The sequence below is a fragment of the Micromonospora chaiyaphumensis genome (assembly GCF_900091435.1).
Lineage (GTDB): Bacteria > Actinomycetota > Actinomycetes > Mycobacteriales > Micromonosporaceae > Micromonospora > Micromonospora chaiyaphumensis.
Genome location: NZ_FMCS01000010.1, coordinates 241,631 through 256,560, shown reverse-complemented (window position 1 = coordinate 256,560; position 14,930 = coordinate 241,631). Strand labels below are relative to the sequence as shown.

The 14,930-nt window shown below is 73.7% G+C and carries 9 protein-coding genes; 6 read left to right on the top strand and 3 right to left on the bottom strand.

The features are described from left to right. Nucleotides 1-169: 169 nt before the first annotated feature. Nucleotides 170-2,437 carry a putative bifunctional diguanylate cyclase/phosphodiesterase gene (locus GA0070214_RS25325; RefSeq protein ID WP_244167848.1) on the top strand — a complete coding sequence of 756 codons (2,268 nt, stop codon included), beginning with the start codon at nucleotides 170-172 and terminating at the stop codon, nucleotides 2,435-2,437. A gap of 31 nt (nucleotides 2,438-2,468) precedes the next feature. Here the strand turns inward: GA0070214_RS25325 and GA0070214_RS25320 are convergent, their stop codons facing one another. Then, entirely contained in the window at nucleotides 2,469-3,488 is a 1,020-nt protein-coding gene (locus GA0070214_RS25320) for a LacI family DNA-binding transcriptional regulator (RefSeq protein WP_091268900.1), read from the bottom strand. A gap of 353 nt (nucleotides 3,489-3,841) precedes the next feature. On the opposite strand from GA0070214_RS25320, the gene GA0070214_RS25315 reads away from it, so the two are divergent. The 4 genes from GA0070214_RS25315 (at nucleotide 3,842) to GA0070214_RS25300 (ending at nucleotide 9,541) form a co-directional block, all read left to right on the top strand. Then, a complete protein-coding gene (locus GA0070214_RS25315; protein ID WP_091268898.1) occupies nucleotides 3,842-5,125 on the top strand; it encodes an ABC transporter substrate-binding protein in 1,284 nt (427 codons plus the stop codon). A gap of 80 nt (nucleotides 5,126-5,205) precedes the next feature. Beyond that, on the top strand, nucleotides 5,206-6,219 hold the full coding sequence (locus GA0070214_RS25310; protein WP_091268896.1) for a carbohydrate ABC transporter permease: 1,014 nt from the start codon (nucleotides 5,206-5,208) through the stop codon (nucleotides 6,217-6,219). Beyond that, entirely contained in the window at nucleotides 6,216-7,097 is an 882-nt protein-coding gene (locus GA0070214_RS25305; protein WP_091268894.1) for a carbohydrate ABC transporter permease, read from the top strand. Before GA0070214_RS25310 ends, GA0070214_RS25305 begins: the two co-directional genes overlap by 4 nt. After that, nucleotides 7,094-9,541 carry a glycoside hydrolase family 2 protein gene (locus GA0070214_RS25300; protein WP_091268892.1) on the top strand — a complete coding sequence of 816 codons (2,448 nt, stop codon included), beginning with the start codon at nucleotides 7,094-7,096 and terminating at the stop codon, nucleotides 9,539-9,541. Before GA0070214_RS25305 ends, GA0070214_RS25300 begins: the two co-directional genes overlap by 4 nt. A gap of 66 nt (nucleotides 9,542-9,607) precedes the next feature. Here GA0070214_RS25300 and GA0070214_RS25295 read toward each other — a convergent pair whose 3' ends face one another. Together GA0070214_RS25295 and ilvD are read right to left on the bottom strand one after the other, a co-directional pair. Continuing rightward, nucleotides 9,608-10,330 carry a hypothetical protein gene (locus tag GA0070214_RS25295; RefSeq protein ID WP_244167847.1) on the bottom strand — a complete coding sequence of 241 codons (723 nt, stop codon included), beginning with the start codon at nucleotides 10,328-10,330 and terminating at the stop codon, nucleotides 9,608-9,610. 44 nt (nucleotides 10,331-10,374) lie between these two features. Then, nucleotides 10,375-12,222: a dihydroxy-acid dehydratase gene (gene ilvD / locus GA0070214_RS25290; RefSeq protein ID WP_091269041.1), complete on the bottom strand. Its 1,848-nt coding sequence runs from the start codon at nucleotides 12,220-12,222 to the stop codon at nucleotides 10,375-10,377. A gap of 111 nt (nucleotides 12,223-12,333) precedes the next feature. Between ilvD and GA0070214_RS25285 the strand changes: the two genes are divergently transcribed. Next, on the top strand, nucleotides 12,334-14,784 hold the full coding sequence (locus GA0070214_RS25285) for a putative bifunctional diguanylate cyclase/phosphodiesterase (protein ID WP_091268889.1): 2,451 nt from the start codon (nucleotides 12,334-12,336) through the stop codon (nucleotides 14,782-14,784). The last annotated feature ends 146 nt before the right edge of the window (nucleotides 14,785-14,930 follow it).

The window sequence follows — 14,930 nt, the reverse complement described above, 5'->3', positions numbered from 1 at the left end:
GTGACGGGCGTCACGTGAGGTGTCGCGTAACGGCAGGTGTCCGGGATCGTTGATGGGCGTGGCCGCACCGGTCCCCGTCCGGCGCCGGTCGCACCCGCCTCCGACCCGTTGACCCCGCACGTCGTACCGCAACCGCACCGCCCCGTGCCCCCTCACGAAGGCGACCGCCGTGCCCGTCACCCACCCCTCCGCCGGCCCCCGCCGCCGGCCACCGCTGCCCGACCTCCTCGTCTCGCTCGCCGGTGCGCTGTTCGTCCTCGCCGGTGCCGCCGGCCTGGTCCCCGGCCCCGCCGCCGTGGCGCTCGCCGTCGCGGGTGGCTCCGCCCTGGCCTGCGTCCGGCTCGCCTGGCTGGCCGGTGCCCCGCCCGCGCCGCCCGACCCGGCCGTCGCCACGCCTGCCGGGCGACAGGCCCGCCGGGTGGCGCTGTCCCGCCGGGTCGCCGGGATCCTCGACGCGGCCGTGCTGACCGCCGGCCTCACCGTCGCGGTGCTGCCGCTGAGCGACCCCGTGCACCGGCTACCCGTCGCGCTGGCCGGCCTGGCGATCGCCGCCCCGCTGTTCGCCCTCGCCCTGCTGCGGTTGCCCGGCCGCTCCCGCCTCTCCGGCGGTGAGCGGCTGCGCCGCGGCGTGGATGTGGTCGGCCTCGGCGTCAGCCTGGTCTTCGCCGGCTGGGTGCTGCTGCCCTCCGGCCCGGTACCCCCGGCCGCGCGGATCGCCAGCGTCGGCGGTGCCGTCGCGCTGGCCGTCCTGCTGGTGGCCGCGGTCGCCGAGCGGCGCCGGCGACCGGGTGCGGCCCGCTGCCACGCCGGTGCGGCCGCCACCCTGGGCGCGCTGGCGCTGCTCGTGGTCCTGCTCGCCTACGCCGCCCCGGACCGGGCCGCGCTGGCCGTCGCGCCGCCGCTGCTCGCGGGCGCGCTGCTCACCGCGGCCGGCGCCCGGCGTACCGCCGCCGGCGAGCGGCCGCGCCGGGACGCGGCGCCCGCGGCGTGGCCCGGGCTCACCGCGCCGGCCGGCATCGCGGCGCTGGCCGCCGGCCAGCACCTGTGGACGGTGGGCGAGTTCACCGCCCCGGCGATCGCCCTCGGGCTGTCCGTCATACCGCCGATGGTGGTGCGGGAGGTGCTCGCCGCGGCCGACCAGCGGCGCCGGGCCGAGCGGCTGGCCGCCAGCGAGGCGCGGCTGCGGCACCTCGTCGGGGAGGACCGCCTGCCCGCCGACGCCCCGCCGGCCGACCGGGCGGAGCTGGTCCACGCCCTCACCCGGCGGGCCGGCGGCGCGCTGCTCGTGGTCGACCTGCACGGGGCCGACGAGACGGCGGTGCTGGACGGGCCGGTGCTGGCCGAGGTCGTCCACCGGCTCCGGTCCGGCTCCGGTGCGCACGACCTGGTGGCCCGGCTCACCGACTCCGAGTTCGCCGTGCTCACCGACCTCGGCCCGGTGCCCGCCTACGCACTGGGCACCCGGCTGCTGACCGCCCTGGCCGAGCCCTGTCCGCGGCCCGGCGGGGCGAGCCGGCTCCGGGCCAGCATCGGGCTGGCCGAGACCACCGGCGGCGAGCCGGAGGATGTGCTGCGCCAGGCCGACCTGGCCCGGCGGCGCGCCGTGCAGCTCGGCCGGGACCGGGTCGAGTGGTACGACGCCTATCTGGAGGAGCAGCTGGTCCGCCGGCTGGACCTGGAACGCGAGCTGCCGGGCGCGGTCGCCCGGGGCGAGCTGGACCTGGTCTACCAGCCGGTGCTGGCGCTGGCCGACCGGCAGCCGGTGGGCACCGAGGCGCTGCTGCGCTGGCGCAGTCCCGCCCTGGGCACGGTGCTGCCGGACGAGCTGCTGCCCGTCGCGACCGATCTCGACCTGCTGGGCGAGGTTGGCCGGTGGGTGCTGGACCGGGCCTGCCGGCAGCTCGCCGACTGGTCGGGAAGCGGCCGGGAGCTGTGGATGGCGGTCAACGTCACGCCCCGGGAGCTGGCCGCGCCCGACTTCGTGGCCCGCACGGCGACGGCCCTGGCCGCGTACGACGTGCCGCCGGAGCGGCTCGTGGTGGAGGTGGCCGAGCCGGCGGTGGCCCCCGAGCTGTCCACCGTGGTGGCCCGGCTCGCCGGCCTCCGCTCGCTCGGCGTCCGCACCGCGCTGGACGACTTCCGTGCCGAGCACGCCTCGCTCGCCCAGCTCCGCCGGCTCCCGATCGACCTGCTCAAGGTGGGCCCGCACATGGTCGGGCCGGGCGCCGACGGGCAGCGCCCGCTGATCGACGTGGTCGCCAACCTGGGCGACCGGCTCGGGCTGGAGGTGGTGGTCGAAGGGCTGGAGTCCGACGCTCAGGTGGCCGGCGCGCGGCGGGCCGGCTGCCGCTACGGGCAGGGCTTCGCGCTGGCCCGGCCGGCCCCGGCCGAGCGGGTGGAGGCGTGGTTCGAGGAGTTCCCCTCGGCACCCCGCTGACCTGGCCGTACCGCCAGACCACTGAACCGGTTCACCGGGGGCGCGGCGGCGCGGTGCTCCCGCGCGGGGTGAGATGGGCGGTCTCGTCCTGGAGGCCGGTGACCGGCTCGCCCGCGATCACGGCCAGGAGCTGGCGCGCGGCGTGCGCCCCGTACGCCGGGATGTCCCGCCCCAGGGCGGTGAGCGGCGGGTGCACGAGCTGGCAGAGCGGGGAGTCGTCCCAGGCCACGATGGACAGGTCACCGGGCACGGCCAGCCCCATCTCCTGGGCCACGGAGAGCCCGGCGATCGCCATCACGTCGTTGTCGTAGATGACCGCGGTGGGCCGGGCGGCGGAGCTGAGCAGGCGGCGCGTGGCCCGGGCCCCCTCCTCGCCGGTGTAGTCGGACCAGACCGTGGTGGCCTCGTCGAGCCCGAGCCGCCGGCACACCTGCGCGAACGCGTCGGTGCGGATCTCGGTGTGCAGCAGGGAGGGCAGCCCGCCGACCCGGGCGATCCGCCGGTGCCCGAGCGCGACCAGGTACTCCACCGTCTCCACCAGGGCCGCCGCGTCGTCGGACCAGACACTGGCCAGGCTGCCGGTGTGGCCGGGCCCACCGATCACCACGGCCGGCAGTTGCAACTCCTCCAGCGCGGGCACCCGCCGGTCGTCGGTTCGCAGGTCGCAGACGAACACGCCGTCCACCCGGCGCTCGGCCCACCAGCGGCGGTAGACCGCGATCTCGGCGTCCTGGTCCGCCACCACCTGGAGGGTCAGCGCGTAGGAGCGGGCCGACAGCTCGGCCTCCACGCCGCTGATCAGCTCCATGAAGAAGGGCTCGATGCCCAGTATCCGGGCGGGCCGGCACAGGGTCAGGCCGACCGCCTTGGCGGTGGCGCCGGAGAGCGCCCGGGCGGCACTGCTCGGGCTGAACCCGATCTCGGCGGCGATCGCCAGGATCCGCTGGCGGGTCGCCTCGGACACGCCGGGCTGGCCGTTCAGCGCGTACGACACCGCGCCCTTCGAGACCCCGGCCCGCCGGGCGACATCGGCGATGGTCGGCCGCTTCACCGGCGCTCCTTCACTGGTCCGGGCCCTCGCGGGCCTGTTTCCGCCGCCGGGGGTGGACCGGCGGCTGTCACGCTACTGCACCGGCCTGCGGCGCCGTCGGTCCGGCGCGGTGGCTCGCCGCTTGCGCGGTTAAGCGTACGGGGTCGAGCGTCACCCAACCCGGCCCACGTCTCCCGTTGGTGCGCGGGAAAGCGCTCCAACAGGCAGGAATGGCGGCGGTCGGGTTACCGGTCGGTTCGGGTCGTAACCGGCCGTTGACAGTCCAATGGGTCCCCCGTACGGTGTGCTCACTTATCCGGTTCAGTCAACGTCTCTCGATCTCGGGAGCGTTCCCATTCGGCGCGGAGGATGACATGAAACGGTCCTGGAGGCACTGGGCCCGGGCGGCCACCGCGGGCGCCGTCAGCCTGGTCATGGTCACGGCCTGCAGCGGCAAGAGCACCACCGGCGGCTCGGACGCCGCCGACGGTCAGGTCACCGTGAAGATCAACTTCTGGGGTGACTTCGGCCTCCAGGACCTCAAGACCCGGTACGAGGCCGAGCACCCCAACGTCAAGATCCAGCTGAACTCCGGCGAGTACAACGCGCAGCACGAGGACCTGCAGAAGAAGCTTGTCGCCGGCAACGGCGCGCCGGACATCGCGGCGATCGACGAGGGCTTCATGGTCCAGTTCCGCAGCCAGTCCGACAAGTTCGTCAACCTGCTGGACAAGGGCGCCGGTGAGTACGAGAGCAAGTACCTGCCCTGGAAGTGGAAGCAGTCGCTCTCCGCCGACGGCAAGACCCAGATCGGCCTCGGCACCGACGTGGGCGGCCTGGCCATGTGCTACCGCACCGACCTGTTCAAGGCCGCCGGCCTGCCCACCGATCGCGACCAGGTCTCCGCCCTCTGGCCCGACTGGGACAGGTTCCTCGAGGTCGGCCAGCAGTACACCGCCAAGACCGACAAGAAGTTCATCGACGCCGGCACCAACCTGTTCAACCCGATCCTCGGCCAGCAGCAGGTCGGCTTCTACGACGACCAGGAGCAGCTGCGGATGGACGGCGGCCCGAAGGTCGCCTTCGACTACACGGTCAAGGCCGTCCAGGCCGGGCTCTCGGCCAACCTGGTCAGCTTCCAGGCCGACTGGGACAAGGGCTTCACCAGCGGCGCCTTCGCCGTGCTCGCCTGCCCGGCGTGGATGCTCGGCCACATCAAGGACACCGCCCCCGGCACCCAGGGCAAGTGGGACATCGCGGCGGTGCCCGGTGGCGGCGGCAACTGGGGCGGCTCGTTCCTGACGATCCCCAAGCAGGGCAAGCACGTCGACGAGGCGTACGAGCTGCTGCAGTGGCTGGTCGCGCCCGAGCAGCAGATCGAGATCTTCAAGAAGGTCGGCAACCTGCCCTCGCAGCCGGCGCTCTACGCCGACCCGGCCATCGCGGACTTCAGGAACCCGTTCTTCAACAACGCCCCCGTCGGGCAGATCTTCCCGAAGATGGCGCAGGGTCTCACCCCGCAGTACCTGGGCAAGCGGAACGGCCCGACCCGGGTCGCCGTGGAGAACGTCATCCGGCGGGTCGAGAACAAGAGCCTCAAGCCGGACGCCGCCTGGGGCGAGGCGGTCAAGGAGGCCGACAAGGCCGCCAAGTCCTGACCGGATCGGGGACGGGGCGGGCCGCGGCCCGCCCCGTCCCCGCCGCACCGCCCGACCCGCCTCGGCCCTGGAGTGATCCGATGTCCACCACCCGTGCCGCGCCCGCGTCGTCGAGCCGCCGAGCCGCACCGGAGCGCGGCCGCTCCGGAGGCGACGACCGGCGGCTGAGCTGGCGCAACCGGCTGTACCGCTTCGACATGCGCTACATGCCGTACCTCATGATCGCGCCGTTCTTCCTGCTCTTCGTCGTGTTCGGGCTCTTCCCGCTGCTCTTCAACGCCGTGGTCTCGCTGCGCAACTACCGGCTCGACGACCCGACGCTGCCCTACTGGGCGGGCGTCGAGAACTTCAGCCGGCTCCTCGGCGACGAGGACTTCTGGAACGCCCTCTACAACACCTTCGGGATCTTCCTGCTCTCCTCGGTGCCCCAACTGCTGCTCGCGCTCGTGGTCGCCGCGCTGCTCAACCGCAAGCTGCGGGCGCAGACCTGGTGGCGGGTCGGGGTGCTGCTGCCGTACGTCACCCCGATCGTCGCCTCGACCATGGTGTTCAGCGTCTTCTTCTCCCGCGACTTCGGCATGGCCAACTGGGTGCTCGGCCTGTTCGGTCTCGGCGGCCCGGACGATCCGATCGACTGGCGGGCCGACAAGCTGCACTCCTGGATCGCCATCGCCACGATGGTCAACTGGAAGTGGATCGGCTACAACGCGCTGCTCTACCTGGCCGCCATGCAGTCCATCCCGCGCGACGTCTACGAAGCGGCGGCCATCGACGGCGCCGGGCCGTGGAAGCAGCTCTGGCGGATCACCGTGCCGATGATCCAGCCCGTGGTGCTGTTCACGGTCATCCTCTCCACCATCGGCGGCCTCCAGCTCTTCACCGAGCCGATGCTGTTCGACCCGAACGCTCAGGCCGCCACCGGTGGCCCGAACGGCGAGTGGCAGACCATCGCCCAGCTCATCTACAAGGTCGGCTGGAAGGACCTCAACCTCGGCTACGCCGCGGCCATGTCCTGGGCCCTCTTCCTGATCATCCTGATCGTCGCCGGCGTCAACTACGTGGTGACGAACCGACTGTCCGGAGGGCGTAAATGACCGCCGTCGCACCCCCGCGCCGCCGGCCACGGCTGGTGGCCCGGGCCCCGCAGGAGACCCCGGCCGGGCTCTGGACCTACCTGTTCCTCGCGCTGACCATGCTCTTCGCCGCGTTCCCGCTCTACTGGATGTTCGTCATCGCGACCAGCGACGACCAGGCCCTCGCGAAGCTGCCGCCGGCGGTCGTCCCCGGCGACCGGTTCCTGACCAACGTCGACGAGGTCTTCTCCCTCCAGGACGTCTACTTCGCCGCCTCCCTGGTCAACAGCGTCATCGTCGCCACCGTGGTGACCGCCTCGGTGCTGTTCTTCTGCTCGCTGGCCGGGTTCGCCTTCGCCAAGCTGCGCTTCAAGGGCAGCAGCGCCCTCATGCTCTTCGTGGTGCTCACCCTGACCGTGCCCAACCAACTCGGCATCGTGGCGCTCTACATCGTGATGGGCAAGCTCGGCTGGAACGGCACGCTGCTCGCGGTCATCGCCCCCGGGCTGGTCACCGCGTTCGGGGTGTTCTACATGCGGCAGTTCATCGTCAACACCGTCCCGGACGAGCTGGTCGAATCGGCACGAATGGACGGGGCCACGACCATGCGGGTGTACGCCAGCATCGTGCTGCCGGCGATCCGCCCGGCCCTGGCCGTGCTCGGGCTGCTCACGTTCGTGGCCACCTGGAACGACTTCCAGTGGCCGCTCATCACCCTGAGCGGCACCGACTTCCCGACCTCGATGGTCGCGGTCTCCGACCTGGCCAGTGGAAACTATGTGATCTACCGGCGGGTGCTGGCCGGGGCGTTCATCGCCACCGTGCCCCTGCTCGTCATGCTGTTCATCGGTGGACGCCAGATCGTCCGCGGAATCATGGAAGGCGCGGTGAAGTCGTGAGCCGTCAGACGTTGCACGAGGGTTGGGTGCTGCGGGCCGTGCCCGGTCCGCAGGTGCCGCCGGAGGTCGCCGGGCAGGCGGTGCCGGCGACCGTCCCGGGAGAAGTGCACACCGACCTGCTGGCGGCCGGCCTCATCCCCGACCCGTACCTCGACGACAACGAGGAACGCCTGCACTGGATCGGCCGCACCGACTGGGTCTACGAGACCGCCGTCGAGCGGCCGTCCGGCGACGACGAGCGGATCGACCTGGTCTGCGCCGGCCTGGACACGGTCGCCACGGTCAGCCTCAACGGCACCGAGGTCGGCCGCACCGAGAACCAGCACCGCGGTTACCGGTTCCCGGTCGGCCCGCTGCTCCGGCCGGGCGCCAACACGCTCACCGTGCGCTTCGACTCCCCGTACCGCTACGCCGAGGCGCACCGGGACCGGCTCGGCGACCGGCCCAACGCCTACCCGGAGCCGTTCCACTTCATCCGCAAGACCGCCTGCAACTTCGGCTGGGACTGGGGACCGACCGTGGTCACCGCCGGCATCTGGCAGGAGATCGGCCTGCACGCCTGGTCCACGGCGCGGCTGGCCACCGTCCGGCCGCTGGTCACCGTCGAGGACGGCGCCGGCCGGGTGGAGCTGCACGTCGAGGTCGAGCGGACGCAGGACGGCCCGCTGACCGTGCGGGCCACCGTGGCGGGCGCCGCCGTCGAGATCACCGTCCCGGCGGGCGAGCACCGGGCCGTGGCGACCCTCACCGTCCGCGACCCCGCGCTCTGGTGGCCCGTCGGGTACGGCGACCAGCCGCTCCACGACCTCGACGTGACCCTCCTCGCCGCGGACGGCCGGCCGCTGGACCGCTGGACCCGGCGGATCGGCTTCCGCTCGGTACGCCTGGACACCGCCCCGGACGCGCACGGCTCCGCGTTCACCCTGCACGTCAACGAGGTGCCCATCTTCGTGAAGGGGGTCAACTGGATCCCCGACGACGCCTTCCCCAACCGGGTCACCCGGGCCCGCCTCGCCGAGCGCTTCGCGCAGGCGGCCGGCGCGAACGTCAACCTGCTGCGGGTGTGGGGCGGCGGCCGCTACGAGTCGGCGGACTTCTACGAGCTGGCCGACGAGCTCGGGCTGCTGGTGCAGCAGGACTTCCTCTTCGCCTGCGCCGCCTACCCCGAGGAGGAGCCGTTCCGCACCGAGGTCGAGGCCGAGGCGCGGGAACAGGTCACCCGGCTCGCGAGCCACCCCTCGCTGGTGCTCTGGACCGGCAACAACGAGAACATCTGGGGCTGGCACGACTGGGACTGGCAGGAGCCGCTCGCCGGCCGCACCTGGGGGCGCGGCTACTACCTCGGCCTGCTGCCCGCGGTGGTCGCCGAGCTGGATCCGACCCGGCCGTACTGGCCGGGCAGCCCCTGGTCGGGCAGCGAGGACGTGCACCCCAACGACCCGGCGCACGGCACCACGCACATCTGGGACGTGTGGAACACCGACGACTACACGAAGTACCGGGAGTACGTGCCCCGCTTCGTCGCCGAGTTCGGCTACCAGGCGCCGCCCGCGTACGCGACGCTGCGCCGGGCCCTCTCCGACGAGCCGCTCGCCCACGACTCGCCCGGGATGGCGCACCACCAGAAGGCCGCCGACGGGGACCGGAAACTCCAGCGTGGCCTCGACGCCCACCTGCCCGCCCCCGCCGACTTCGACGACTGGCACTACCTCACCCAGCTCAACCAGGCCCGGGCCATCCAGCTCGGCGTCGAGCACTTCCGGTCGCACCGGCCGGTCTGCATGGGCACGATCGTCTGGCAGCTCAACGACTGCTGGCCGGTCACCTCCTGGGCGGCGGTCGACGGCGACGGCCGGCGCAAACCCCTCTGGTACGCGCTCCGCCGCGCCTACGCCGACCGCCTCCTCACCGTGCAACCGCGCGACGGCGGGCTGGCGCTGGTGGCGGTGAACGAGACCGGCGAGGCGTGGCGCGCGCCGGCCACGGTCACCCGGCTCACCGTCACCGGGGAGCCGAGGGCGAAGACCTCGGTGGACCTCGACGTCCCGGCGTACTCCTCGGTGGTGCTGGCCCTGCCGGCGGAGCTGGCGCGGCCGGACGAGGCCCGGCGGGAGCTGCTGGTCGCGGAGGCCGGGGAGAGCGCGGAGCGGGCGCTGTGGTTCTTCGCCACCGACCGGGAGGTCGAGTGGCCGGCGGCGGAGCTGTCGGCGACGGTCGAGCCGGCGGGCGACGCCCAGCGGGTCCGGGTGACCGCGCGGACGGTGCTGCGTGACCTGACGCTCTATCCGGACCGCCTGCACCCGTCCGCGGAGGTCGACCGGGCCCTGGTCACCCTGCTGCCAGGGGAGTCGGCGGCGTTCACCGTGCGCGCGGACGTCCCGCTCGACGCGGCCGCGCTGACCACCCGCCCGGTGCTCCGCTGCGTCAACGACCTCACCCGGTAGCCGTTCAGATCTTGGAGAGTTGTCGTTCGCGCCGAACGGCAACTCTCCAAGATCTCTCGCTCGGGTCTAATTGGGCAGGGCGGCCAGACCGGCCAGCAGCTCCCAGCGCTCGGCGTCGCTGAGCACCGCGTACACGCGCTCGTCGCGGCGGTCGGTCTCCGCCTCGATGGCCGCGCGTTCCGGCCCGTCCGGCAGCGCCCGGATCCCGTCGGCGGTCAGCCCGGCGGCCCGCCACGCCGCCCGGTGCGCGTCGGCGCGGTGGTGACGCAGCGACCCGAGCCGGGTGATCAGCAGCAGCGCCGGGGAGGCGCCGTCCGGCTCGTACGGCGGGGACATGGCGCGGAATACCGGCCCGCCGGTGGCCTGCCCGTACGCGAGCACCCGGCCCACGAGGTCGGCCAGCCGGGGCACGACGCTCAGGCCGGGCAGCATTCCCGGCATGTCCGACCACAGCTCCTCGGCGGCCTCGGCGGTCGCCCGCTGCGCGAACAGCGCCAGCTCGCGGCCCAGTTCGGTGAGGTGCCAGGTGCCGTCGGCGTCCACCGTTGTCACACCCTGGGCCAGCTCCCGGCTCATGTCGCCGTCGGTGTAGGCCAGCCCGTCGGCGAGCGCCTCGGCGGGCATCGGCCGGGCCAGCACCCCGGAGAAGAACGAGTTCTCGTAGCCGAGATCGGCACCGCGCTCGGCGTAGAACCTCTCCATCCGGGGCCGGGCCGCCCAGCGGGCGCCCACGTACACCCGGTCGATGGCTGGTCGGATCAGTCGCGCGTAGCTCACCGTCGTCTCCACGCCGCCGGACCCTACCGGCGGCGCGGAGACCGGTGGGGGCGGCCTTACTCCGGGACCCGCCGGTAGGCGCCGTCGCTGGCCGAGGTGGCCATCGAGGCGTACGCGCGCAGTGCCGCCGACACCGGCCGGACCCGGTCCGCCGGGGTGTAGGGGCGGTCCCGCTTCTCCTCGGCCACCCGGCGCGCCTGGAGCACGTCGTCGGGCACGTTGAGCTGGATCGACCGGGCCGGGATGTCGATGACGATCTCGTCGCCCTCCCGCACCAGCGCGATGAGCCCGCCCGACGCCGCCTCGGGGGAGACGTGCCCGATGGACAGGCCGGAGGTGCCGCCGGAGAACCGGCCGTCCGTGAGCAGCGCGCAGGAGCGGCCCAGCCCGCGGCCCTTGAGGAACGAGGTGGGATAGAGCATCTCCTGCATGCCCGGGCCGCCCTTCGGGCCCTCGTAGCGGATCACCACCACGTCCCCGGCCACGACCTCCTTGGCCAGGATGGCCGTGACCGCGTCGTCCTGCGACTCGTAGACCTTGGCCGGCCCGCGGAAGGTCAGGCACTCCTCGGGCACCCCGGCGGTCTTCACCACACAGCCGTCCGGCGCGAGGTTGCCGTGCAGGATGGCCAGCCCGCCGTCGGCGCTGTACGCGTGTTCGCGGTCCCGGACGCAGCCGCCGGCCGCGTCGGTGTCCAGGGAGGACCACCGGTTGGTGGTGGAGAACGGCTCGGTGGTGCGGACCCCGCCCGGTGCGGCGTGGAACAGCTCGACCGCCTCCGGGGTCGGCGAGCCGCCGCGGACGTCCCAGTCGGCGAGCCACTCCTGCAGCGAGGGGGAGTGCACCGCGTGCACGTCCCGGTGGAGCAGGCCGGCGCGGTCCAGCTCGCCGAGGATGGCCGGGATGCCGCCGGCCCGGTGCACGTCCTCCATGTGGTACTGCGGGGAGTTCGGCGCGACCTTGGCCAGGCAGGGCACCCGCCGGGAGATGGCGTCGATGTCGGCCACGCCGAAGTCCAGCTCCGCCTCGCGGGCGGCGGCCAGCAGGTGCAGCACGGTGTTGGTCGAGCCGCCCATGGCCACGTCGAGCGCGACGGCGTTCTCGAAGGCGGCCCGGCTGGCGATCGACCGGGGCAGCACGGAGGCGTCGTCGGAGTCGTACCAGCGCTTGGCGATCTCCACGGCGGTGCGGCCGGCCTCGACGAAGAGCGACCGGCGGGCGGCGTGGGTGGCCAGCGTCGAGCCGTTGCCGGGCAGGGCCAGGCCGATGGCCTCGGTGAGGCAGTTCATCGAGTTGGCGGTGAACATGCCGGAGCAGGAGCCGCAGGTCGGGCAGGCGGAGCGCTCGATCTCGCCGAGCTGGTCGTCGGTGACCGCCTCGTTGGAGGACGCGATCATGGCGTCGATCAGGTCGATCTTGGAGTGGACGACGCCCTCGATCGCCACCGTCTTGCCGGCCTCCATGGGCCCGCCGGAGACGAAGACGGTCGGGATGTTGAGCCGCAGCGCGGCCAGCAGCATCCCCGGGGTGATCTTGTCGCAGTTGGAGATGCAGACCAGGGCGTCCGCGCAGTGCGCGTTGACCATGTATTCGACCGCGTCGGCGATCAGCTCGCGGCTGGGCAGCGAGTAGAGCATCCCGCCGTGGCCCATGGCGATGCCGTCGTCCACCGCGATGGTGTTGAACTCGCGGCCCACCCCGCCGGCCTCGGCCACCGCGTCGGCGACCAGGCCGCCGAGGTCCTTGAGGTGTACGTGGCCCGGGACGAACTGGGTGAAACTGTTCGCGATGGCGACGATCGGCTTGCCGAAGTCGTCGTCGGTCATCCCGGTGGCCCGCCACAGGGCCCGGGCGCCGGCCATCGTCCGACCGTGGGTGGAGGTCCTCGACCGCAGCTCAGGCATGCATACCAGTCTGACACCGCCGGCGCGGTGGCCCCCGGGCACACGCGCCGTGTCCCAACAGTTGCACACCCGGTCCCCCACGGGGAGCGCCGATCCGGCACAGTTGAGGTCGTGCAGTCGTCCCCGGGGATGGTCATCGTCGCGGTGCTGAGCGGGCTCGCCGCGGCCGGCGCCGCCGCCCTGCTCGCCGCCTCGGCGCGCCGGCGGGGCGGGCCGCACCGGCGGGCCCACGTGCTGCTCGCGGCCGCCGCCGGGGTCGCCCTCCTCAGCCTGCTGCTCGGGCTGGCCGGCACGCTGGCCGCCGGCGACCACTGGGCGCACCGGCAGGGCCAGCGCACCGGCTGGGCCACCCTCGTCTCGATCGGCACCACGGCCGCCGGCCTCGGCCTCGGCGTCGCCCTGCTCCGGCTGCCCGGCACGGCCGCGGCCCGGGCGGCCACCGCCCGGCTGCTGCTCGACGGCGTGATCATGGCGGGCGCGCTCTGGTTCGTCGGGTGGGCGCTGTTCAGCCCGCCGACCCGGCTGCTCGGGGACGCGACCCCGGTCGCCTGCCTGCCCATCCTGCTGGCCACGGTCAGCGCCGCGCTCACCGCCGGGCTGACCCTGATCATGGTGTTGCGGGCGGCCCCGCCGCGCGGCCGGCTGGTCCTGCTGGGCGCCGGCGCGACCGGCGTGACCTGCGGCGGCCTGGGCCTGTCGGCCGGGCTCTGCCAGGCCGGCGCGGGCCTGGCGTTCGCCGGCGCCGCGGTGATCGCCGCCGGCCTGCTGGCCACCGCCCTGGCCGCCCACCGGGTCGACCTGCCGCAGGTCGACGTCGACCTCATCCGCCGCGACGGCGAGTACGCCTTCGTGCCGATGTTCGCGATGGCCGCCTCCGCCATGTACCACCTGGTGCAGGGCGGCCGGTTCGACGTGTTCGGCATCGCGGCGGGCAGTGTCGAGGGCTTCGCCCTGGTGGCCCGGCAGTACCTGGCCCTCAACGACGTCCGCAACTACGCCGGCCGGCTGGCCGAGCGGGAGGCGCACTTCCGCGAGCTGGCGCACACCGACCCGCTCACCGGCCTGGCCAACCGGCGCGGCCTGCTGCGCGCGCTGCACCGCTGCGCCGAGGCCGGCGTCCCCTGCGTGCTGCTCGGGCTCGACCTGGACGGCTTCAAGAACGTCAACGACATGCGCGGGCACGACGTCGGCGACGCGGTGCTGGCCGAGGTGGGCCGGCGGCTGCGCGGCAACCTGCGCCCGGGCGACCTGGCCGCCCGGCTCGGCGGCGACGAGTTCGCGGTGCTCATGCACGGCACCACCGAGCCCGGGCCGGTCGCCGAGCGGCTGCTCGGCGTGCTCGGCCGCCCCTACGAGGAGGCGGACGGGCCGGTCTTCCTCTCGGTCAGCATCGGGGTGGCCGGCGCCTGCGGGGAGACCGACGTCGAGCTGCTGCTGCGCAACGCCGACCTGGCACTGCGCTACGCCAAGCAGCGCGGCAAGAACCGGATCGAGCGCTACGACGCCACCTACGACCAGCTGCTGCGCCGGCGCACCATGCTGGAGCACGAGCTGCGCGGCGCCATCGAGCGCGACGAGCTGCGGCTGGCCTTCCAGCCGGTGGCGTCGCTGCCCTCGGTCCGCCCGGTCGGCGCCGAGGCGCTGCTCCGCTGGCACCACCCGGAGCTGGGCAACGTGCGGCCCGACGAGTTCATCCCGCTCGCCGAGGAGTGCGGGATGATCTCCAAGCTCGGCGCCTGGGTGCTGCACCAGGCCTGCTACCAGCTCTCCCGGTGGCTGGCCGACGGGCACGACGTCTGGGTGTCGGTCAACGTCTCGCCCCGGGAGCTGCACGCACCGGAGTACGTGGTGCAGGTCGCCGACGCGCTGCGCGCCCACCACGTGCCGCCGCAGCGGCTCGTGCTGGAGGTCACCGAGCACGCCGTCGCCACCGACCTGGACGAGCTGATCCGCCGGCTCACCGCGCTCCGCCTCACCGGCGTGCGGATCGCGCTGGACGACTTCGGCGCCGGCTACTCGTCGCTGGGGCAGCTCCGCCGGCTCCCGATCGACATCCTCAAGATCGACCACAGCCTGGTGGCCGAGCACGAGCCGGTCCGCCCGGTCGGCCGGGACGGCCCCGCCTTCGCCCCCATGGTCGACATCGTCATGCGGCTCGGGCACCAGCTCGGCCTCGAGGTGATCGCCGAGGGCGTCACGACCCCCACCGAGCTGGCCGCCGTGGTGGCCGCCGGCTGCCGCTTCGGCCAGGGCGCGGCCTTCGGCTGGGGGGTGCCCGCCGAGCACCTGGAGGCGATGCTGGAGGCGGCCACCTCGCCCGGCAACCGCCCCGCCTCGGCGCCGCCCGCCGCGCCGGCCCCACCGGCCCGGATCGGGCCGTCCCCGCTGCTGCCCCGGCTCCGCTCGAACCCGCCCGCCCAGGTGCCCGCGCCGCGTACCTCGAATGAGGGATCTTCGCAGGTCGGGCCGGGCGCGGAGAGCGCTCCGGGAGGCGACACGCCCACGTCCGTGAACCAGAATGTGGGATCAGTTGACTCATCGCGTGAGATGCGTCAGGCTTAGCCGCATGTCGTCGAACCGGTCGCTGCGAGTACTTACCTGAGCGCACTCTCCCCACCGAGAGTGCGCTGGCCCCGTGCATCTGCACGTGGGCTTTTTTGTTGCCGTCGGACCATCGCCGGGACGCCCGCGTCCCACCCTGAGAAGCG